Raw genomic sequence first — 18,532 nt, forward strand, 5'->3', positions numbered from 1 at the left:
GTTGGTGCTTTTTGCACAAATGAAAACCAAAATCGTAGCAAAATACGTATGCTAACATAGGCCGAGCATGAGCTTCGAAGCCTTCTCTGACGAAGCGTTGCTGGCCTTGGTGGCCAAAGGTGAAGAGGCCGCCTTGCAGCAACTCTTTCGACGTTACGCGGGGGCTTTTCTGGGACTCGCAAGGCGTATGGGCCTGGACTCGAGTACCCGGGAGGACGTGGTGCAGGAGGTTTTTAGCAAAGTTTGGAAAAACGCTCCGGATTTTGACCCCAGGAGAGCTTCGGCAAGAGCCTGGCTTCTGGCCGTAGCCCACCACACCACGGTGGATTTCGTGCGCCGCCTGGAAGCCCGGCCCCGACCCCTAGAACCCAGTGAGGACGAGCCTGAAGCCTTCGATCTTCCAGGCCCCGGTCTTGATGAGGAGCGCCATCTGGATCGCATTCGCCTTCGCCAAGCTCTGGCCCGGCTGGCGCCCGAGGAACGCGAGGTCATCGAGGTGCTATTTTACCAAGGATATGCCCACCAAGAAGCAGCCGTTAAGCTAAATATCCCCCTGGGAACCCTAAAAACCCGGGCCCGGAGGGCGCTTTCCCGCTTGAAGGAGGAGTTGCGTGAAGCCTGAAGAGGTGCGAGAACTCCTGCCCTTGTACGCACTTGGCGCCTTAGAACCAGCAGAGCGGGCGCGGCTCGAGGCAGCCCTCAAGAACTACCCCCAGCTTTGGGCCGAAGCCCGTGCCCTACAAGAAACCGCGGCCGACCTGGCCGAACTGGTATCCCCGGCCCCAGTACCCACTAATCTGGAGCAGAGGGTTATGGCTCGCATAAAGCCGGTCCGCCGCCTGGTCTTGCCGGTCTGGCTAGCCAGAGCCGCGGCGCTGCTGTTGCTGCTGGGACTAGGCTACACCGGTGGGTGGAGTGCTTTCTGGTTAATTAATCTAAGCGACCCCCAGACCCGCGTGGTGGCCTTGGCTAGCCCCAAGGGTGAAGGGGTGGGCCGGGCTATACTGCTAAAGGATAATCGTGTTTTAGTGTTGCTTAACCGCTGGCCTCCCCAGGGCCAGGTTTTCCAGGCCTGGGGACTGGCTCAAGGAAGCCCCGTTCCCCTTCCTACCTTCCGCACCCCGCTCAAGACCTTGCGCCTACCCCCAGGGGCTCAAGCGGTGGCGGTCTCGCTCGAGCCCCCCGGTGGCAGTCTCCAGCCCACCACCCTGCTGGGCCTACCCCAGTAACTTTCCGGACCAGCTTAAGCGCGCGGACGGTGCCGTGCGCTGTATTTGTTATGATCTGCAGCCCGCTGGTCGGTCCTGGCAGGCTGGGTTAATCCAAACACCTCCCCACCTGCGAACGGCAGGGTGGAGGTGCAAAAATGGAAACGCAACCCCAAAACCTGGCCCGTCGGCAGTTTGTAAAAGTCTTGACCGTTACCGGTATCTCTACGGCTATAGCCCACAGCCTGGTGGGCCAGGCCCTGGCACAGTCGCAGGGCGTTGGCGATCTGGACGTGCTTAACCTGGCCCTTACTGCTGAATACTTGGCCACCGACGCCTACACTCGAGCCCTCACGGTAAACTACCCCAGCGAGATTCGGGATTATCTGGCCGAGGCCCTTAAGCACGAGGAAGCCCACGTTAAGGCCCTCACCGACACCATCCGGGGTCCATTCAACGCCATGCCGGTGGCCCGCCCGCAGTTTACCTACGGGGATCTGCAGTTCAATACAGCCAACCGTCTCAAGGTGCTGGAGACTCTGGTGGCCCTGGAGACCGCCTTTACCGGGGCCTACCTGGGGGCTATCCCTCTAATTCAGAGCAAGGCGGTACTCTCGGCAGCGGCCAGTATTGCCATGAACGAGGAGGCTCACCTGGCTGTACTGCGCGACTCGGTGCTGAGCCTGGGTGGACGGGTGGAAGGCCCCCAGACCCCGGTAGGCCGGGCTTTCGCCGCTGCCATTACTCCCCAGCAGGCTACTCAGGCTGTGCAGAGCTTTATCCGCAAGTAAAAGGAGACCCACATGCAGCGCCGTAAGTTTCTTGGGGGTGTGGGCGCCAGCTTGGTGGCGCTAGGCCTGGGTAGCGTAGCGTCCCAGAGCATGAGCGGCGCAGTGCGGGCAGTGGTGTTGAGCGGGGCCGAGGTAGTACCCAACCCGACTAACACCATGGCCCTGGCGGTGGTGCGCCTGGAGCTGGTGGGTTCTACCCTGAGCCTCCAGGGTGCGGTGGCCAACCTGGCCGGGGCATTCCGCGATTATACCCGCGACCCGGTGGATGATCCGGCCCTCAACGCCCGTCTGACCAGCGCTGTGCACCTGCACCGCGGCCCCAAAGGGCAGAACGGCCCCCTGTTGCAGGCCCTCAAGGTGATGAGCGCCGCGGATGGTCGAAGCGCTACCTTTATGGATCGCATCGATCTAAGCCTGGATGACCTGAACCGTTTGTACCGCGGGGAACTCTACTTTGACATCCACACTGCGGCCTTCCGGGCAGGAGAGTTACGGGGACAGATTCAGATTATGTAGGAGGTGGGTATGAACCGCAGGGACATGCTTAAGCAAACAGGACTGATGGGTACCGGCCTGGTGCTTGGGGGTGTGATGGGGGCTTGCGCCACCACCCCCGGCATGAGCCAGGGCCCCAACCAGGATGTGGCTATTCTCAACTTCGCCCTCAACCTGGAGTACCTCGAGGCGGCTTTTTATCTGGCCGCGGTAGGCCGGATCAACGATATTCAGAGCATTGGGGGCAATGCCCAGATCAAACTGCCCGCGGGCTTTAGTGGTACCAGCCCAGTTCCGGGTATGAGTGCGGACATACTCGAGTACGCCCAGGAGATTGCCGAAGACGAACTGGCCCACGTCAAATTCCTCCGCCAAGCCCTGGGGTCGGCCGCGGTAGACCGCCCCGTTATTGACCTCGATCAGGCCTTTAAGAATGCTGGAAGTGCTGCCAGTGGTGGGGCCATCACCAACTTTGATCCCTTTGCCAACGAACTCTTCTTCATTCACGGGGCCTTCATCTTCGAGGATGTGGGGGTGACCGCCTACAAAGGTGCGGCCAAGCTAATCACTGATAAAAACAATGTGCTAGACCCTGCCGCCGGCATTCTGGCGGTGGAGGCCTATCACGCTGGGCTCATCCGACTGCTCCTGCACGATCGCAAGGATATGATGGTCACCTCGAGCCTCACCGTAGCGCAGGTGGCACAGGCCATCAGCGACCTACGCGGCAGTGTGGGCGGAGGCAAGGACGAAGGCATCACCAGGATGGGCAAGGCCAACCTGGTTGCTGCTGATTCCAACGCCGTAGCCTATGGGCGCACCCCTAGCGAGGTACTGAAAATCGTCTATCTCACCGGCAACGCGGGCGTGAGCATGGGCGGCTTCTTCCCCATGGGCCTTAATGGCAGTCTCAAAACTACCTGAGCCCAGCCCAGCCGACCGGGCGGCTAACGCCCGGTTTTGTTTTGCTGGTGCTGGCCTACGACGAGACGTTTTCAATGCACCTTGAGCTGCGCCCTAAACTACCGCACGCTCGCACCTTCGGTCTCGAGGGCCTCTTTCCGCACCTCTTCCTCGGGCTGCCCTGCCGGGTACTGTCCGTTGAAGCAGGCCAGGCAGACCGGCCCGCCAATGGCCTCGCGTACGCCTGCTTCGCTAAGGAAGGCCAGCGAGTCGGCCCCGATCAGGGCCCGGATTTGCTCGAGGGTATGGGTCGAGGCCACCAGCTCCTTGCGGGCAGCGGTGTCGATGCCGTAGTAGCAGGGAAACTTGATGGGGGGCGAGGAGATGCGCACATGCACCTCGGTGGCCCCGGCCTCGCGCAGCAATTGCACGATGCGCCCCGAGGTGGTGCCCCGCACAATGGAGTCGTCTACCAGCACCACGCGCTTGCCCGCCACCACCGGGGTGGCGGCCAGCTTGAGTCGTACCTTCAGGTCGCGCATTTCCTGGGTGGGCTGGATAAAGGTACGGCCCGCATAGGGGTTCTTGTGCAGGCCAAAGTCGAAGGGCAGACCGGAAGCCCGGCTGTAGCCGATGGCCGCCCCAATGCCGGAGTCGGGCACCGGTACTACAAGGTCGGCCTCGACCGGAGCTTCGCGTGCCAGTACCTCGCCCATGCGGATGCGTGCCGGGTGGGTGGCGATGCCGTCTAAGGTGGTGTCGGCCCGGGCGAAGTAGATCCACTCGAAGGCACAGGGGGTGGGGCAGGGCTCGAGCACCTGCCAGGAGGAAAGCCCCCCCGCCTCGTCCACCCAGACCAGCTCACCAGGCCGCACATCGCGTACGAACTCGGCACCCATTAGGGCCAGGGCCGGGGGCTCGGAGGCAAAAACCCAGCCTCCGTTCGAAAGGCGCCCAATCACCAGAGGTCGCACCCCGTTGCCGTCCCGCAGGGCCAGCACGGTGTGCCGATCCATCAGCACCACGCTAAAACCGCCGGTCAGCTCGCGCATGGCCCGGGCGGTGGCTTCGACCAGGTCGAGCTTGGCGTAGCGGGCAATCAGGTTAATCATCACCTCGGTGTCGTTGGTGGTCTGGAAGACTGCACCGTGCTCCAAAAGCGCCTGGCGAATCTGCAGGGCGTTCACAAAATTGCCATTGTGGGCGATGGCCAGAATGCCCTTGGAGCTGCGCACGTTGAGGGGTTGGGCGTTGAAGCGCAGGTTGGAGCCGGTGGTGGAGTAGCGGGTGTGCCCAATGCCCAGGTTGGCCGCAGGAATGCGCAGGCGCTGCATGCGGGCCTCGTCGAAGACCTGCGTGACCAGGCCCAGGTCTTTTTCGATCACCAGGTCTTTACCGTTGGAAACGCAAATCCCGGCGGCTTCCTGGCCCCGGTGTTGCAGGGCAAAAAGCCCCAGTTGCAGCAGGTCGGCCACCGGCAGGGGCTCGGGCGACCACAAGCCCAGCACACCGCACTCTTCGTGCAGCTCGTCCGGGTCGTTCGAGGCCGAAACCGGTTGGCTGAGAGCCTCGAGTTCTACTGGCTTCAAAGCCTTTGGCTCCGGGCTTTCGGCGTTTCTCACGGTAGCACCTCCCTGAGCGGCTGCTCCCAGGCCCGGCGCAGGGCCTCCACGGGCCAGGTAATCTGCTCTTTGGGCAGCAGGAGGGTGAGGTGATCGCCACCCACCTGGCCCAGAACGCTGTGCGGAAGACCGTAGGCCTCGAGCACTTTTACCGCCTGTTGCAGGTGGGCCTGGTCAACGCTGAAGAGGATACGGCCGGGTGCCTCGCCGTAGAGCAAGGCATCGGGCCGGGCCTGGCTACGCAGCTCGAGGGTGGCCCCCAGGCCGTAGGGCAAGCACATCTCGGCCAGCGCCACCGCCAGCCCCCCTTCGGCTACGTCGTGGGCGGTATGTACCCAGCCCCGCTCGATCAGGTTGCGGATGGCGGCCTGGGCCTGGGCCTCCATGGTCAGGTCGAGGGGCGGCGGGCTTCCGGCTTCCTGGCCGTGCATCACCCAGAGGTACTCGGAAGCACCCAGGTGTCCTTCCGGGCTGCCGATCAGCACCACAAACTCGCCCGCTTTTCGTAGGCCCAGTTCGGCCCGGCGCTCCACCTCCTCCAAAAGCCCTACCACCCCCACCATGGGGGTGGGCGGAATCCGGTAGTTGGGGCCTTCGTTGTAGAGCGAAACATTGCCCGAGACCACCGGCAGACCCAGCGCTGCCGAGGCTTCCGCTAGGCCCGCGATGGTCTCGGAGAGTTCAAAGTAGCCCTGGGGCGTCTCCGGGTTGCCGCAGTTGAGGCCATCGGTATAGGCGAGCGGTTTACCGCCCACCACGCTCACGTTACGGGCTGCTTCGGCCAGGGCGTGCATGGCCCCCAGGCGGGGCGAGAGCTTGCTGTAGCGGGGGTTGGCGTCCACCTTGACCGCCAGACCCCGCCGGGTGCCCTTAATGCGCAGGATCGCTGCGTCGCCCTTTCCGGGCACCAGCACGGTATTGGTGCCTACCTGGTGGTCGTAGCGCTCAAAGATGGGGGCCCGGCTGCACAGGTTGGGCGAGGCCAGAAGCCGAAGAAGTATCCCCTGCAGGTCGGAAGGCATCGGCAAGGCGCTCAGGTCGGCCTGCCTGAGCCGGGCCAGGCCGGGGTCCTCCTGGCCCTCGCGGGTGTAGGTGGGGCAGTCGGCCAGGGCAAAGGTGGGCACCTCGGCCACCACCTGGCCCTGGTGGAGCACCCGAAAGACCGGCGGGGCAATCGTGTGGGCTACCGGGACCGCATCCAGACCGTAGTGGGCGGCCAGGGCTTCCAGCTCTTTTTCCTTGCCCGGACGCGGCACCAGCACCATGCGCTCCTGCGACTCCGAGAGCATCAGCTCGAGGGGATTCATGCCCACCTCGCGCTGGGGCACCAGGTCGAGGTTAAGCTCGAGGCCCAGCCCCGACTTGTGGGCCAGCTCCGAGAGGGAAGAGGTGAGGCCGGCGGCCCCCATGTCCTGCACCCCTTCTACCAGATCCCGCCGAATGGCCTCCAGCGTTACTTCCAGGGTCAGCTTGCCCATGAAGGGGTCGCCCACCTGCACGCTGGGCCGCTTGGACTCGTTTTCTTCCGAGAGCTCTTCCGAGGCAAAAGCCGCCCCCCCAATCCCGTCGCGTCCGGTTTTGGAGCCCACGTAGTAGACCGGACGCGAAAGCGAGGCCCGGCTTTTCTTGAGTTCATCGGCCCGCAGCAGCCCCACGCACATGGCGTTCACCAGGGGGTTCTCCTGGTAGTCGGGGTGGAAGTAAACCTCGCCTCCCACCGTGGACACGCCAATGGCGTTGCCGTAGTGGGCGATGCCCTCCACCACCCCCCGCACCAGGTAGCGGGTGCGGTCGCCTTTGGGGCCTTCCAGCTTGCCAAAGCGCAGCGAGTTCAGAAGTGCAATGGGCCGGGCCCCCATGGCCACGATGTCACGGATAATACCCCCCACCCCGGTGGCCGCTCCCTGCACCGGTTCGACCGCCGAAGGGTGGTTGTGGCTCTCGATTTTGAAAGCCACTGCCCAACCCTCGCCAATCTCCACCACCCCCGCGTTCTCACCGGGGCCCTGAAGCACCGCAGGCCCTTCCTTGGGCAACAACTTGAGCAAGGGGCGGGAGTTTTTGTAGGAGCAGTGCTCGCTCCACATCACCTTGAACAAGTAGAGCTCGAGGCGGCCTGGTTCACGGCCCAGAAGCCGCACAATCTCCTGGTACTCGTGCAGGGGGATGCCGGTTTCCTGAAGAAGGGGGGGCAAGGTTTCTTCCATTACATAACCCTCGGTGGATGCCCGATGACTTCCTTAAGGAGGGGAATAAGCTCTAAGTGGTTGCCCACGCGGGCGGTGGGCTCGGGCTGCCCGTTGCGGTGGGCATGTCCGGTGTACAAAACCGCGTAGGGATAGTCGGTCTGGAAGGCACCCCCAATGTCGGTTCGGGGAATATCGCCGATGTGCAGAGCTTCTTGCGGTTTGACCCCCATTTCGTCGAGGGCCGTGAGGAAAGCCTGGGGTCTGGGCTTGACCACCCCGGTCTCGTCGGAGAAGGAAAAACCACTAAAAAGGTCGTGGAGCTTGTACCGCTTGAGCTGCTCGCGCAGGATACGCCCGGTCGAGACGCCGGTATCAGAGACGATGCCCAGCCTGTAGCGCTGGGCCAGCTGCGGCAAAGCTTCCAGCGCCCCCGGTAAAGGAACGAGGGTGCCCTCTAGGGCCGCCTCCACAATGCGCTGGGTGGTCAGGGCGATGTGGCCTTCGTCGTAGGGCAGACCCAAGTAGCCAAAAATACGGGCCACCCGGTCGAAGGGGGTCATGACCTGCTCGGCCATCCAGGCGGCGTCGAAGTCGAGGGCGGCCTGCCGCCATGCGGCCATCACGGCATCCGGTTCGGCGGGAATACCCGCTTCGGAGGCCGCATCCAGCAGGATTTCGTTGCGCAGGTTCTTGATGTGTCCGGCATATTCCGGCCCTTCGGTAAAGAGGGTGCCCCAGAAGTCGAAGGTAATTGCTTTGATGGTCATACCGCTACCTCCATGTCACTTGTTGCCTGGCCTACGCCACAACCTCGAGGGCCTGCTTCAGGCTGGTAAAGAAGGGCAGGCCGTCGGCAGATCCCAAAAGGTTTTCCACGGCTCGCTCGGGGTGGGGCATCATCCCTAGCACGTTGCCCTGTTCGTTGACGATGCCCGCGATGTTATTCAACGAGCCATTGGGATTGAAACCATCCCCCTCTTCCGCAGGGGACGAAGGGGATGGAACGTACCGGAACACCACCTGCCGGTTTTGCTCGAGCCGTTCCAGCGTCTGGGCGTCGGCGTAGTAGCGCCCCTCGCCGTGGGCAATGGGAATCTTGAGCACCTGCCCTGGCTGGTAGCTTGCGGTAAAAGGCAGGTCGGTGCGCTCGACACGCAGGTACACATCCTTGCAGGTAAAGTGCAGGTTGGTGTTGGCCAAAAGCGCCCCCGGCAGCAGCCCGGCCTCGGTGAGCACCTGGAAGCCATTGCAGATACCCACCACTGGGTATCCTTGCTCGGCCAGCCGACGCACCTCCTGCATCACCGGCGAGAACTTGGCCAAAGCCCCGGCCCGCAGGTAGTCGCCATACGAGAAGCCGCCCGGCAGAATGGCGGCCTGGAAGCCCTCGAGGCTCTTTTCGGCGTGCCAGACCAGCCCGGCTTGAAGCCCCACCAACCGAAGCGCCCAGACCGCATCCTGGTCGCAGTTGGAGCCGGGAAACTGAATGACCGCTACCTTCATGCCAGTTCCTTGACCGCTTCGACCATAAACACTTCCATCACTGGATTGGCTAGGGCTTTGCCGATGTTGTGGGCCATGGCAAAGGCTTCCGCCTCGCTGCCAGCCTCCACTTCCATCTCCAGCACCCGCCCCACCCGCACGTTCTGGGCCTTGAATTGGAGCCCCTGCAAAATGCTCTCTACAGCCCGTCCCTGGGGGTCCAGGATGCCGTCTTTCAGCTCGATCAAAAGGGTTACATGGTATTTCATAACATGTTTTAGGCCGAAGGCGCTGCCTGTACCCGCCGCAGCACCTCTTGGTAGGCTTCCTCCACCCCGCCCAGATCGCGACGGAAGCGGTCTTTGTCCATTTTTTCGCCAGTGCCCACCTCCCACAGGCGCATGGTATCGGGCGAGATTTCATCGGCCAGCACAATAGCCCCGCGCTCGTCGGTAGGGGCCGCAGAGTGCAGGAGCCGGCCAAACTCCAGCTTGAAGTCAACTAGCTCGAGGTTGCGCTGGGCAAAATACTCTTTTAGCAAGGCATTCACTTTCAGGGCCAGCTCCTTGATGCGCGCCAGCTCGCTGCCGTTCACCAGGCCCAGGGCCAGCGCGGCGTCGTCGTAGATCAGCGGGTCACCCAGGGCATCGTTTTTGTAGGAAAACTCCACCAGCGGATAGGGCAAGACCCGGCCTTCCTCCACCCCGTAGCGCCGGGAAAAGCTTCCGGCGGTGCGGTTGCGCACAATCACCTCCAGTGGCACAATCTGCACCTGCTTCACCAGCATCTCCCGCTCGGAAAGCTGGCGGATGAAGTGGGTGGGGATGCCGTGCGCTTCCAGGTAGCGGAACAAAGCTGCCGAAACCTGGTTGTTGACCACCCCCTTGCCAGCAATCTGGGCCCGCTTCTGCCCGTTAAAGGCGGTGGCGTCGTCCTTGAAGTAGACCCGCACCACCCCCGCCTCGGGGCCCGGATAGATAACCTTAGCTTTCCCCTCGTATAGTTTCTCCATCTTAACCTCTTTTGCCTGGGCGCTCCCTATATCCTGGCGAATCCTGGTCGTGTGAACGGGTATCTTTCTTTATAGTACCCCTCTACAGCCCAAAACGGGCGTAGATGGTATCCACATGCCGCAAAAAATAGCTGGGGTTGAAGGCCTGGGCCAGCGCCTCTCCCTTGAGTGGACAGGCTGGGTCGGCCTCGAGCAGTTCCCGAAAATCCTGCCCTTTTTCCCAGCTTTCCAGGGCGTTGCGCTGAACTAACTCGTAGGCGGTGGTTCGATCCAGGCCGGACTCGATCAAAAACCCCAGTACCCGCTGGGAGTACACCAGCCCTCGGGTCAGGTGCAGGTTATGGGCAATGCGCGCCTCGTAGACCACCAACCCCTGCAAAACCCGCTTGAGACGGCGCAGCATGTAGTGGGCCAGGGTGGTGGAGTCGGGCAGAATCACCCGCTCCACCGAGCTGTGCGAGATGTCGCGCTCATGCCAGAGAGCCACGTTCTCGAGTTCAGCCTGCAGGTTGCTGCGCAGGAGCCGCGCCAACCCCGAGATATTTTCCAGCGCCACCGGGTTTTTCTTGTGCGGCATGGAGGAGGAGCCGGTCTGCTTGTAGCTAAAGGGCTCCTGTGCTTCCAGCACCTCGGTGCGCTGTAAATGGCGTAACTCCACCGCGATGCGCTCTATATTGGCTCCCAGAATGGCCAGGGCCCCCATCAGTTCGGCATGGCGGTCCCGCGGCACTACCTGGGTGGAAACCGGCTCGATCTGAAAACCCAGCTTCTGGGCCACCCATGCCTCCACGGCAGGCTCCACATGGGCATAGTTCCCCACCGAACCGGAAATCATGGCCACCCGGATGCCTTCGCGGGCTTTTTGCAGACGTTCACCATCCCGCAGCAAAGCCGCATAAAACGCCAAAAAGCGCAACCCAAAGCTGGTGGGCTCGGCATGCACGCCGTGGGTGCGCCCGACCGCAGGCAGGTGCTTGTACCGGATGGCCAAACTCTTCAGGGCCTCCTGCACCTGAGCCAGTTCCTGCTCGACCAGGCCCAGGGCCTCCGAGAGCAAGACATTTTGGGCGGTGTCCACCACATCGGTGCTGGTCAGGCCCAGGTGCAGCCAGCGGGCCACTTCAGCGTCGCCGGTCCATTCGGTCAGGGCGCGGGTAAAGGCCACAATATCGTGCCGGGTCTCGGCTTCAATTTCATCCACGCGCCGGGCAAAAGCCGCATCAATCGGTTTCTGGCGTAGCGCGTCGCGCAAGCGCTCGGCGGTCTTGGGCGGCACCTGCCCCAGCCCTTCCCAGGCTTCCAGGGTCAGAATTTCCACCTCGGCCCAAGTCTGGTACTTACGGGCCTCGCTCCACAGGGCTTGCATCTCGGGGGTTTGGTAACGCTCAATCATAGCCCCAAGCCCCCTTCACTGCCAAAAGACATTTTTTGTTTTATCACAAGGGATCACTTGTTGTCCGTCATTGCCTCGCAGGACAATCTGGTGAACAACGTCAAGAGACTATCACGCCTCAAAGGTCGGAGCAACCACGCTTGCAGTGTAAAGTCGTTAGCCATAACGGGTCACTTGATGCCGCAAGCTACCGATCTTTTCACAATGCCGGTTTAGTATGAACTCATGATTCGTGCAGTGTTGTTCGATGTCGGTGACACACTCATCCTGGGGCACCCCAGGTACTGGCTTTTGCCCATTTTGCAAGCTAAGGGCATTGCTCAGCAGGCCGACCTGAAGCGGCTCCCCCAGGCCATGCAGGATGCCTATACTCACTATTCAGACCATCACATGAGCGCTACCGACGAGGCTGCGGCCCTCTCATTTTGGCGGGCCTTTCACCGGGAAGTTATGAACGGCATCGGACTGGGGGCTTATGCCGATGAGGTAGCCGATTATCTGAAGGAAAACTGGCAAAGCCCGCATGTGTGGCCCCTTACACCTGGAGCCAAAGAGGTGCTGGTAGCCTTGCGTAACAAGGGGTTCAAGCTGGGGGTGGTATCCAACTGGGACTGGACACTGCCGGGGGTTTTGCAGGCCACAGGGCTGGCAGATTTTTTTGACTATATCGGGGTTTCGGCCCTGGAAGGCGTAGCCAAGCCCGATCCGCGCTTTTTCCAGATTGTGCTGAGTAAGCTAGAGATTCAACCCCATCAGGCCATCCATATCGGCGACTCGGAGGACGACGTCAAAGGTGCCCTGGCCGCCGGGGTTCGACCGGTGCTGTTTGACCCCTACAAGCAAAACCCCAATGCAATTGGCGACCTGGCCTGGGTGGTGGAGTATGCCACTGGCCGCGAAGACAGGCCGTAATACCATCCTGGCTAGTGGTCTGGTAACCAGGAATTCGGTATGCACTATAGTCCCTCCCGATGAGTCGCACATTGCAATTTTGGGCAGTCAACGTGCCTCAAAACGTGCCGTAAAACAAGTTACCGGTGCACTGGGATGCTCTTCACACTATCGGAGGTAGGGGATAGGGGGTAGAGGCTTAGAAATGCACCACATGCTTCTCACCATCCTCCATCTTGTGCATCGCTGTAAGTTGGCAACACACCTGAAGTTGGTATAAGTCCCTTGACCCCAACCCCTCGAGCCCACAGACTGGTCTACATGAGCGTTCGCAAAGCCATCTGGGGCGACAACTTTGAGGCCATCGAGCAGACCCTTACCGAGGTAGACCCCGATTTATATACCTATATCCGCGATTTCGCTTATGAAGAGGTGCTGGCCCGCCCCGGCCTGGACTTGAAGACCCGCGAACTGCTGGCCATTACCAGCCTGATTGCCCTGGGGGCTCCCAAGGAAATCGCCACCCACCTGGAAGGAGCCCTGCGTAACGGCGCCACCGAGCAGGAAGTGCGCGAGACCATCATCCAGTCGGCGCTGTTTGTGGGCTTTCCCAATGCCCTGGGGGCCATGAAAACCTTTCATGCCTTGTTGCGCAAGCGCCATGCTGCGGGGGAGTAATGCTGGTTAACGTGCTGGTGCTGCCGCTGGATCGGCCCCAGCACCGTGTCTTGTTGGGTTTCAAAAAGACGGGTTTTGGGGCAGGCAAGTACGGGGGTTTTGGTGGAAAGCTCGAGGTCGGTGAGACCCTGGCCGTGGCTGCTGTACGCGAGCTACAGGAAGAGTCGGGCTTGCTGGCCAAACCGCACAACCTCTGGTATGCGGCCCAACTGGAGTTTTTGTTTCCAGCTTGTCCGGATTGGAACCGCACCGTACACGTGTTCCGCCTCGAGTTCTGGGAGGGCGAGCCCCAGGAATCTGACCAAATCCGGCCCGAGTGGTTCGGCCTAGACGAACTCCCCCTGAAGCAGATGTGGGCCGATGTCCCCTACTGGCTGCCCCAGATATTGCAGGGCAACAGGCTAAAGATGCGTTTCACCTACCGCCAGGATAATCAGACGGTAGAGCTAGTTGAAGAACTCGAGTGAAGGCACAGGAAGCCAAAAGGCACCAGCCTCGTACCAAACCTACATTGCTCCTCTCGCGTTCTCCTCTGGGTGGGAGAAAAGACCAGGCCATTTTTTCCGTGCGGATCGAAGCTCGGCAACTGCGGCTCATATTGCCCCACTGTAGGAGGCAGCCCAGCCCTTGAAGGATCTTCCCATATTTGTAGAGGAGAGCCCCGGTGAAGTAGCCTGCGGTCTGGCCGTCTTCCTGGATGACTGCCACCACTGGCTAGGCGCCCTGGGTATGGCGGAGGAACTCGAGCCAGGGCCGGGTCTGAAAGATGACCCGGTCTGGAAAAGCCTCGAGGGCATCCCAGGGAACCTGCTCGAGCGATAACCATTGAAAAGAAATCATCAAGCCCTACCTGGACGAAATATAGCGCTAGATACACGGTTCTCCTGGTTCAGATATGGCAGCGATAGAACCCGGCCTCCAGTTGACTTTGCCTGTAGGCTGTGCTACTCTTCATTGTCCCCCTAAAACCAGCAGGTTTCAGTAGGACATTAGGAGTAGTAAATGAACAAAGGTACTGTTAAGTGGTTCAACGCGGAAAAAGGTTACGGTTTCATTGCCCAGGAAGGTGGTCCCGATGTGTTTGTGCACTTCACCGCCATCCAGGGCCAGGGCTTCAAGAGCCTTAACGAAGGAGATCGCGTAGAGTTCGAGATCGAACCCGGTAAGAATGGCAAGGGCCCCCAAGCCAAGAATGTGAAAGTGGCGTAACCATACCGCAAGCCAAAGCTCCCCGGTTTTAGGGGGGCTTTTTTGTATTTAGTCCAAACGGATTATTTGAAGCTCGAGGATTGATTTATCGTATACTGCCCCCATTCAAGCGTAATCAGCAAGGAGCACCTATGACTGAAGAACAGCATCTACGAGAGTACACCAAGGCCCTAAAAGCCCGACTGCCCCGTCACTTTTTTGAGCCAGTTCCGGCTCGGCTGGCCTATCTGCCGGTATTTCTGGCCCTGTTTGGTTTGTGCACATGGGGCATTGTGGCAACCCCCTATGTCTTGCTCAAACTACTGTTGTCCCTTGGCATCGGATACTCGTTTATCGGGTTGGGCTTTCTGGCCCACGAAATCTTGCATGGTGCCGTGACCAAGAACCCTGTGGTGCGCTCAGTTACAGGAACCATCGCCTTTTTGCCGCTGATGGTGGGCGCCAGACTATGGCGCAAGTGGCACAACGTCGAACACCACGGCCACACCCAACACCCCGAAGACGACCCCGACGCTATGGGGGCCCTGGAGTCGGCGATCCAGAAGCCCTTCGTAAAGTGGATGTTCCGTCAGGTGCCTGCATTGCGTAGCTTCTTCCTGTTTTTCTCCTTTACGTTCTGGTTTACCTTGCACGCCCACATGATGTTCCGGCGTTTTTTGCCCGACTTCAAGCCTGCCGAGCGCCCCATTGTAGTATTTCAGGCGATATTACCGGTGCTGGTCTGGCTCCTGGTGCTCTTCATGGTGGGGCCCCTCAACTTCTTGTTTGTGTTTGTGATTCCCTGGCTGCTGGCCAACTTCATTGCCATGAGCTTCATCGCCACCAACCACCTGCTCAACCCCATTACCGAGACCAACGATCCGCTGATGAACAGCCTGACTGTGCGCAACCCGCGGTGGCTCGAGTGGCTCACCCTGGGCTTTGGCTACCATATCGAACACCACGTGTTTCCGGCGCTTTCTCCCAAATATGCCCACGTGGTGGCACAAAAAATCAAAGAGCTCTGGCCCGAGCGTTACAACGAACTGCCCCACTGGAAAGCTTTGTTTTATCTGTGGAAAACCCCGCGCCTCTACCGCGACCACCGCAATCTGATTGAGCCGACTACCGGCCATGTGTTTGGAACCCTGGGATTTGGGCTGAATGACAGCAAGATCAAGCAACCCAAATCCTCCCGGCGGGGGCTGGGCAAAAAAGGACTTGGGGAGTAGGCGCCTGGTCAGTGTGCCCCGAAAAGCCATTGTGGGTACTGCGCCATAGAGCTTTCTGCAACACCACTGGGCTCCCCGAAACATCGGCGGCTGGCCCTAGCAAAATACTTCAGTTGAGCTGTCCTGGTGACCATGAAGTCAAGCTGAAGGGGAAGCTATCCAGATCATCCTGCCCGCTTGAGGGGTTGGTGACTGCCTGAATTGCTTTGTCGGCCCGCGCCCCACATGCAATGAACAGTCTGCAGTCATGGAAGAGACACCAGTGGGGCAGGTGTATAAAGTAATACAGCGTCGTAGAGATGGCTATACCTGGGGATTTGCCCTTCTATGGCAACCCCACCCTTACCCTCCCCTGCTAGGGGAGAGTAGGCAGTGTATGGGGGTCTATACGACGCTGCAATTAATGGTGAGAAGCACTCCAGGTCAACACTTTACACACAGGACAAACAGATATTCCCCGTGGCAGTACGAACAGTTTCCTAACCGATTCTGAAGGTTGAATGCTTGGCCTTGTGGTCGGGTTCTACGTGTATGGTGGTATGAACGCCGTCTATCTGCGCTTTCAGGGCATTCTCGAGCCGGTCGCAAATCTGATGGGCTTGCTCCACCGAGGTGCTCCCTGGCACCACTAAATGAAACTCCACAAAGGTGCGTGGCCCTGCCCGGCGGGTTCGAAGGTCGTGGATTTCCAGTACTTTGCCTTCGGAAGCCAGGCCCCCCAGGGCATAGTTGAGGGCATTGCGTATATCGGTCAACTCATGCTCGGGAACGGATTCGTCCATCAGACCGCCCACAGAATCTCGCACCAGGCGCCAACCCACCCACAAGATATTGACGGCTACCGCAATGGCCAGCAACGGGTCGAGCACCCACCAGCCGCTTAGCCAGGCCAGCCCAATTCCCGCAAGTACCCCCACCGAAGTCCAGACATCGGTCAGAATGTGCTGCCCATCGGCCACCACGGCGGGCGAACGCGCTTTGCGCCCACTTCGGATCAAAAACCAGCCCAGGAGGGCATTGAGCCCTGAAGCCCCCAGCGAAACCAACATCCCCGTGCCCAGCTCGGTGATGGGTTCCGGTGTGATTAGTTTGGGCCAGGCTTCCCACACAATAGCCAGGGCGGCCAGCACAATCAAAACCCCCTCCAGCACTGCCGAAAAGTATTCGGCCTTGGTGTGACCGTAGGGATGATTGTTGTCGGCGGGGCGGCGCGAAACCAGCACCGCAATCAGAGCGGCTCCTGCTGCCACAATATTGACCACAGACTCGAGCGCGTCGGAATAAAGGGCTACCGAACCAGTAAGTGCATAGGCCAGCCACTTCAGGCCAAACACCACCCCCGCTACCACGAGGCTCAAGGTTAGTACACGGACGGGGGTCATGGGGTCTTTAAGTGGCAGGGGTTGTTGGGGTCGGTATACTTCATGACCTAAAACCGATTGGATCGGAAAAAGATCGAACTTCGCCCTCAACTATAAATCGGACGGGATGAGATAAAAAGTCCCGGTTGAGAATTGGGCCGACTCAAGGCAGCCTTCCACACAAAAAGGCCCCCTGATAGGGAGCCTTCGTGGCTGGAGAATCTTAAGACTGCTGGGCAGCACCGGTGCTTATCTTGATGCTGGGCCCCATGGTGGTGGAGAGGTAGACCGAGCGCAGGTAGGTGCCCTTGGCACTGTCGGGTTTAGCGCTCTCCACGGCCTTGATGAAGGCCCGCACGTTCTCGGCGATTTTCTCAGGGGCGAAGCTGGCCTTGCCCACGGGGCCGTGTACCACGCCGGTCTTGTCGTTGCGGAACTCGATCCGGCCTGCCTTGATCTCCCGCACCATGTCGCCTATGTTGAAGCCCACCGTACCGGCTTTGGGGTTGGGCAACATGCCCTTGGGGCCCAGGATACGGCCGAGCTTGGAACCCACGGCTCCCATCACGTCAGGGGTGGCGACCACCGCGTCGAAGTCGGAACGACCATCCAGGATTTCCTGAATGATTTCTTCGCCTGCAGCAATATCGGCCCCAGCGTCACGGGCCTCGGCAATCTTGTCGCCCTTGGCAATGGCCAGTACCCGCACACTACGGCCCGTCCCGTGGGGCAGGGCTACGGTAGAGCGTACGTTTTGGTCAGACTTCTTGGCATCAATCCCCAGCTTGACGTGTACTTCAACGGTTTCGTCGAACTTGGCGCTCTTGATCTGGGGAATCAGGGCGGCAGCCTCTTCAACCGAATAAACCTTGTTCAGGTCTACCTTTTCCAACAGGGCACGATACCGCTTTCCGTGCTTAGGCATGGGGCACCCCCGTCACTTCTACACCCATCGCGCGGGCCGAACCGGCAATCTGGCGAGCGGCGGCTTCCACATCGTTGGCGTTCATATCAGCCATTTTTTGCTTGGCAATCTGGAGGCACTGCTCCCAGGTGAGCTGGCCCACCTTTTCACGCCCGGTCTTGCCCGAACCCTTTTCGATCCCGGCGGCCTTGCGAATCAGGTAGGAGGCCGGGGGGGTCTTGGTGATGAAGGTGAAGGAGCGGTCGGAGAAGATGGTGATCTCTACGGGCACAATGGCGTCGCCCATGCTGGCGCTGGCAGCGTTGAACTGCTTCACGAACTCCATGATGTTGGCCCCGTGTTGCCCCAGGGCCGGGCCTACCGGCGGCGCAGGCGTGGCCTTGCCCGCCGGAAGCTGCAGTTTGACCATAGCAGCTATTTTTTTCATTAGTACTTCCTCCTTTTATGATTTCCCGCTACCTGCGGGGGTCGGCTCCCACGAACTTCGTGGTCTTATCGCCTTGGCGCTTTCGCGCTTGCTCATAGCTGATAGCAAATAACCAGAGGCTACGGGGTTTCGCTATCAGCAATCGGCCATTGGCTATTGGCGCTCGCGCTATGCGCGAACCACCTGCGAGAACTCCAGCTCCACTGGGGTTTCGCGCCCGAAAATAGATACCAGCACCTTGACCTTCTGGCGCTCGAGGTTGACCTCGCCCACCACGCCGGTAAAGTCGGCGAAGGGACCGGAGGCCACCCGTACCACGTCACCTTCCTTGAAGGTGACCTGGGGCTTGGGGGCTTCTTTCTTGCCAGCCAGACCAGCGATCTCCAGCAAGTGCTGTACCTCGTCTGGGGTCAGGGGCACGGGGTGGGTCGCAGTGCCCACGAAACCGGTCACGCCAGGGGTATTGCGTACCACTTCCCAGGCTTCGTTGACCTCGCCTGGCGTATCGCCCAAATCCACCAGCACATAGATGTAGCCCGGGTAGAGTTTGCGGCGCACCACGTCTTTTTTGCCCCCCTCGCGGTGCTCCACGACCTCCTCGGTAGGAATCAAGACCTGGAAGATCTTGTCCTGCATACCGAGGGCCTTCACCCGTTGCTCGAGGTTCTGCTTGACCTTGTCCTCGTAGCCTACATAGGTGTGGACGGCGTACCATTCAATGCTCATAGTTCACAC

At 60.3% G+C, this 18,532-nt stretch carries 22 protein-coding genes; 11 read left to right on the top strand and 11 right to left on the bottom strand.

The annotated features are described in order from the left end of the window. Window positions 1-67 precede the first annotated feature (67 nt). The 5 genes from Q0X23_RS11365 to Q0X23_RS11385 all read left to right on the top strand — a co-directional run bounded on the left by Q0X23_RS11365 (window position 68) and on the right by Q0X23_RS11385 (window position 3,418). Entirely contained in the window at window positions 68-622 is a 555-nt protein-coding gene (locus Q0X23_RS11365; RefSeq protein ID WP_297860397.1) for a sigma-70 family RNA polymerase sigma factor, read from the top strand. Continuing rightward, entirely contained in the window at window positions 612-1,229 is a 618-nt protein-coding gene (locus tag Q0X23_RS11370) for an anti-sigma factor domain-containing protein (RefSeq protein ID WP_297860398.1), read from the top strand. The genes Q0X23_RS11365 and Q0X23_RS11370 overlap by 11 nt, the downstream gene beginning before the upstream one ends. A 137-nt stretch (window positions 1,230-1,366) precedes the next feature. Then, window positions 1,367-1,999, top strand: a complete 633-nt coding sequence (locus Q0X23_RS11375; RefSeq protein ID WP_297860399.1) for a ferritin-like domain-containing protein — start codon at window positions 1,367-1,369, stop codon at window positions 1,997-1,999. Window positions 2,000-2,011: 12 nt separating this feature from the next. Next, window positions 2,012-2,515: a CHRD domain-containing protein gene (locus Q0X23_RS11380; RefSeq protein WP_297860400.1), complete on the top strand. Its 504-nt coding sequence runs from the start codon at window positions 2,012-2,014 to the stop codon at window positions 2,513-2,515. Window positions 2,516-2,524: 9 nt separating this feature from the next. Beyond that, the gene (locus Q0X23_RS11385) at window positions 2,525-3,418 is read left to right on the top strand and encodes a ferritin-like domain-containing protein (protein WP_297860401.1); all 894 of its coding nucleotides are present in this window, start codon (window positions 2,525-2,527) and stop codon (window positions 3,416-3,418) included. A gap of 98 nt (window positions 3,419-3,516) precedes the next feature. Here the strand turns inward: Q0X23_RS11385 and purF are convergent, their stop codons facing one another. The 7 genes from purF to purB form a co-directional block, all read right to left on the bottom strand. Then, window positions 3,517-4,905: an amidophosphoribosyltransferase gene (purF, locus tag Q0X23_RS11390; RefSeq protein ID WP_374707478.1), complete on the bottom strand. Its 1,389-nt coding sequence runs from the start codon at window positions 4,903-4,905 to the stop codon at window positions 3,517-3,519. 110 nt (window positions 4,906-5,015) lie between these two features. Next, window positions 5,016-7,226 (bottom strand): phosphoribosylformylglycinamidine synthase subunit PurL, encoded by a 2,211-nt coding sequence (gene purL, locus Q0X23_RS11395; RefSeq protein WP_297860402.1) that lies wholly within the window; start codon window positions 7,224-7,226, stop codon window positions 5,016-5,018. Then, window positions 7,226-7,975 (bottom strand): HAD family hydrolase, encoded by a 750-nt coding sequence (locus tag Q0X23_RS11400; RefSeq protein ID WP_297860403.1) that lies wholly within the window; start codon window positions 7,973-7,975, stop codon window positions 7,226-7,228. Before Q0X23_RS11400 ends, purL begins: the two co-directional genes overlap by 1 nt. A gap of 31 nt (window positions 7,976-8,006) precedes the next feature. Continuing rightward, window positions 8,007-8,711 (bottom strand): phosphoribosylformylglycinamidine synthase subunit PurQ, encoded by a 705-nt coding sequence (purQ, locus tag Q0X23_RS11405; RefSeq protein ID WP_297860404.1) that lies wholly within the window; start codon window positions 8,709-8,711, stop codon window positions 8,007-8,009. After that, entirely contained in the window at window positions 8,708-8,959 is a 252-nt protein-coding gene (gene purS / locus Q0X23_RS11410) for a phosphoribosylformylglycinamidine synthase subunit PurS (protein ID WP_297860405.1), read from the bottom strand. Before purS ends, purQ begins: the two co-directional genes overlap by 4 nt. An 8-nt stretch (window positions 8,960-8,967) precedes the next feature. Next, the gene (gene purC, locus Q0X23_RS11415) at window positions 8,968-9,702 is read right to left on the bottom strand and encodes a phosphoribosylaminoimidazolesuccinocarboxamide synthase (RefSeq protein WP_297860406.1); all 735 of its coding nucleotides are present in this window, start codon (window positions 9,700-9,702) and stop codon (window positions 8,968-8,970) included. Window positions 9,703-9,784: 82 nt separating this feature from the next. Next, window positions 9,785-11,095, bottom strand: coding sequence for an adenylosuccinate lyase (purB, locus tag Q0X23_RS11420; protein WP_297860407.1), 1,311 nt, complete (start codon window positions 11,093-11,095; stop codon window positions 9,785-9,787). 225 nt (window positions 11,096-11,320) lie between these two features. Here purB and Q0X23_RS11425 point away from each other — a divergent pair, with 225 nt between their 5' ends. The 6 genes from Q0X23_RS11425 (at window position 11,321) to Q0X23_RS11450 (ending at window position 15,084) form a co-directional block, all read left to right on the top strand. Beyond that, window positions 11,321-12,007 (top strand): HAD family hydrolase, encoded by a 687-nt coding sequence (locus tag Q0X23_RS11425; RefSeq protein WP_297860408.1) that lies wholly within the window; start codon window positions 11,321-11,323, stop codon window positions 12,005-12,007. 300 nt (window positions 12,008-12,307) lie between these two features. Continuing rightward, window positions 12,308-12,664, top strand: coding sequence for a carboxymuconolactone decarboxylase family protein (locus tag Q0X23_RS11430; RefSeq protein WP_297860409.1), 357 nt, complete (start codon window positions 12,308-12,310; stop codon window positions 12,662-12,664). Then, window positions 12,664-13,131, top strand: coding sequence for an 8-oxo-dGTP diphosphatase (locus Q0X23_RS11435; RefSeq protein WP_297860410.1), 468 nt, complete (start codon window positions 12,664-12,666; stop codon window positions 13,129-13,131). Before Q0X23_RS11430 ends, Q0X23_RS11435 begins: the two co-directional genes overlap by 1 nt. 160 nt (window positions 13,132-13,291) lie before the next feature. Continuing rightward, window positions 13,292-13,486, top strand: a complete 195-nt coding sequence (locus Q0X23_RS11440; RefSeq protein WP_297860411.1) for a hypothetical protein — start codon at window positions 13,292-13,294, stop codon at window positions 13,484-13,486. A gap of 180 nt (window positions 13,487-13,666) precedes the next feature. Beyond that, window positions 13,667-13,873, top strand: a complete 207-nt coding sequence (locus Q0X23_RS11445; protein WP_119340863.1) for a cold-shock protein — start codon at window positions 13,667-13,669, stop codon at window positions 13,871-13,873. Between the two features lie 131 nt (window positions 13,874-14,004). Further along, window positions 14,005-15,084, top strand: coding sequence for a fatty acid desaturase (locus tag Q0X23_RS11450; RefSeq protein ID WP_297860412.1), 1,080 nt, complete (start codon window positions 14,005-14,007; stop codon window positions 15,082-15,084). A 479-nt stretch (window positions 15,085-15,563) separates the two neighbouring features. Here Q0X23_RS11450 and Q0X23_RS11455 read toward each other — a convergent pair whose 3' ends face one another. From Q0X23_RS11455 to nusG, 4 genes are all read right to left on the bottom strand, one after another. Next, window positions 15,564-16,466 carry a cation diffusion facilitator family transporter gene (locus tag Q0X23_RS11455; protein WP_297860413.1) on the bottom strand — a complete coding sequence of 301 codons (903 nt, stop codon included), beginning with the start codon at window positions 16,464-16,466 and terminating at the stop codon, window positions 15,564-15,566. Between the two features lie 202 nt (window positions 16,467-16,668). Further along, on the bottom strand, window positions 16,669-17,370 hold the full coding sequence (gene rplA, locus Q0X23_RS11460) for a 50S ribosomal protein L1 (protein ID WP_297860414.1): 702 nt from the start codon (window positions 17,368-17,370) through the stop codon (window positions 16,669-16,671). Next, on the bottom strand, window positions 17,363-17,797 hold the full coding sequence (gene rplK / locus Q0X23_RS11465) for a 50S ribosomal protein L11 (protein ID WP_297860415.1): 435 nt from the start codon (window positions 17,795-17,797) through the stop codon (window positions 17,363-17,365). Before rplK ends, rplA begins: the two co-directional genes overlap by 8 nt. Window positions 17,798-17,965: 168 nt before the next feature. Continuing rightward, on the bottom strand, window positions 17,966-18,523 hold the full coding sequence (gene nusG, locus Q0X23_RS11470; RefSeq protein ID WP_297860416.1) for a transcription termination/antitermination protein NusG: 558 nt from the start codon (window positions 18,521-18,523) through the stop codon (window positions 17,966-17,968). Window positions 18,524-18,532 lie beyond the last annotated feature (9 nt).

It is taken from the genome of Meiothermus sp. (assembly GCF_026004115.1).
Lineage (GTDB): Bacteria > Deinococcota > Deinococci > Deinococcales > Thermaceae > Meiothermus.

Coding starts and splice junctions, on each gene's coding strand:
- purQ (WP_297860404.1), bottom strand. CDS start 8,711: ATGAAGGTAGCGGTCATTCAGTTTCCCGGCTCCAACTGCGACCAGGAT.
- Q0X23_RS11435 (WP_297860410.1), top strand. CDS start 12,664: ATGCTGGTTAACGTGCTGGTGCTGCCGCTGGATCGGCCCCAGCACCGT.
- nusG (WP_297860416.1), bottom strand. CDS start 18,523: ATGAGCATTGAATGGTACGCCGTCCACACCTATGTAGGCTACGAGGAC.
- purL (WP_297860402.1), bottom strand. CDS start 7,226: ATGGAAGAAACCTTGCCCCCCCTTCTTCAGGAAACCGGCATCCCCCTG.
- Q0X23_RS11365 (WP_297860397.1), top strand. CDS start 68: ATGAGCTTCGAAGCCTTCTCTGACGAAGCGTTGCTGGCCTTGGTGGCC.
- purS (WP_297860405.1), bottom strand. CDS start 8,959: ATGAAATACCATGTAACCCTTTTGATCGAGCTGAAAGACGGCATCCTG.
- purB (WP_297860407.1), bottom strand. CDS start 11,095: ATGATTGAGCGTTACCAAACCCCCGAGATGCAAGCCCTGTGGAGCGAG.
- Q0X23_RS11380 (WP_297860400.1), top strand. CDS start 2,012: ATGCAGCGCCGTAAGTTTCTTGGGGGTGTGGGCGCCAGCTTGGTGGCG.
- purC (WP_297860406.1), bottom strand. CDS start 9,702: ATGGAGAAACTATACGAGGGGAAAGCTAAGGTTATCTATCCGGGCCCC.
- Q0X23_RS11445 (WP_119340863.1), top strand. CDS start 13,667: ATGAACAAAGGTACTGTTAAGTGGTTCAACGCGGAAAAAGGTTACGGT.
- Q0X23_RS11400 (WP_297860403.1), bottom strand. CDS start 7,975: ATGACCATCAAAGCAATTACCTTCGACTTCTGGGGCACCCTCTTTACC.
- Q0X23_RS11450 (WP_297860412.1), top strand. CDS start 14,005: ATGACTGAAGAACAGCATCTACGAGAGTACACCAAGGCCCTAAAAGCC.
- Q0X23_RS11425 (WP_297860408.1), top strand. CDS start 11,321: ATGATTCGTGCAGTGTTGTTCGATGTCGGTGACACACTCATCCTGGGG.
- rplA (WP_297860414.1), bottom strand. CDS start 17,370: ATGCCTAAGCACGGAAAGCGGTATCGTGCCCTGTTGGAAAAGGTAGAC.
- rplK (WP_297860415.1), bottom strand. CDS start 17,797: ATGAAAAAAATAGCTGCTATGGTCAAACTGCAGCTTCCGGCGGGCAAG.
- Q0X23_RS11375 (WP_297860399.1), top strand. CDS start 1,367: ATGGAAACGCAACCCCAAAACCTGGCCCGTCGGCAGTTTGTAAAAGTC.
- Q0X23_RS11455 (WP_297860413.1), bottom strand. CDS start 16,466: ATGACCCCCGTCCGTGTACTAACCTTGAGCCTCGTGGTAGCGGGGGTG.
- Q0X23_RS11430 (WP_297860409.1), top strand. CDS start 12,308: ATGAGCGTTCGCAAAGCCATCTGGGGCGACAACTTTGAGGCCATCGAG.
- Q0X23_RS11385 (WP_297860401.1), top strand. CDS start 2,525: ATGAACCGCAGGGACATGCTTAAGCAAACAGGACTGATGGGTACCGGC.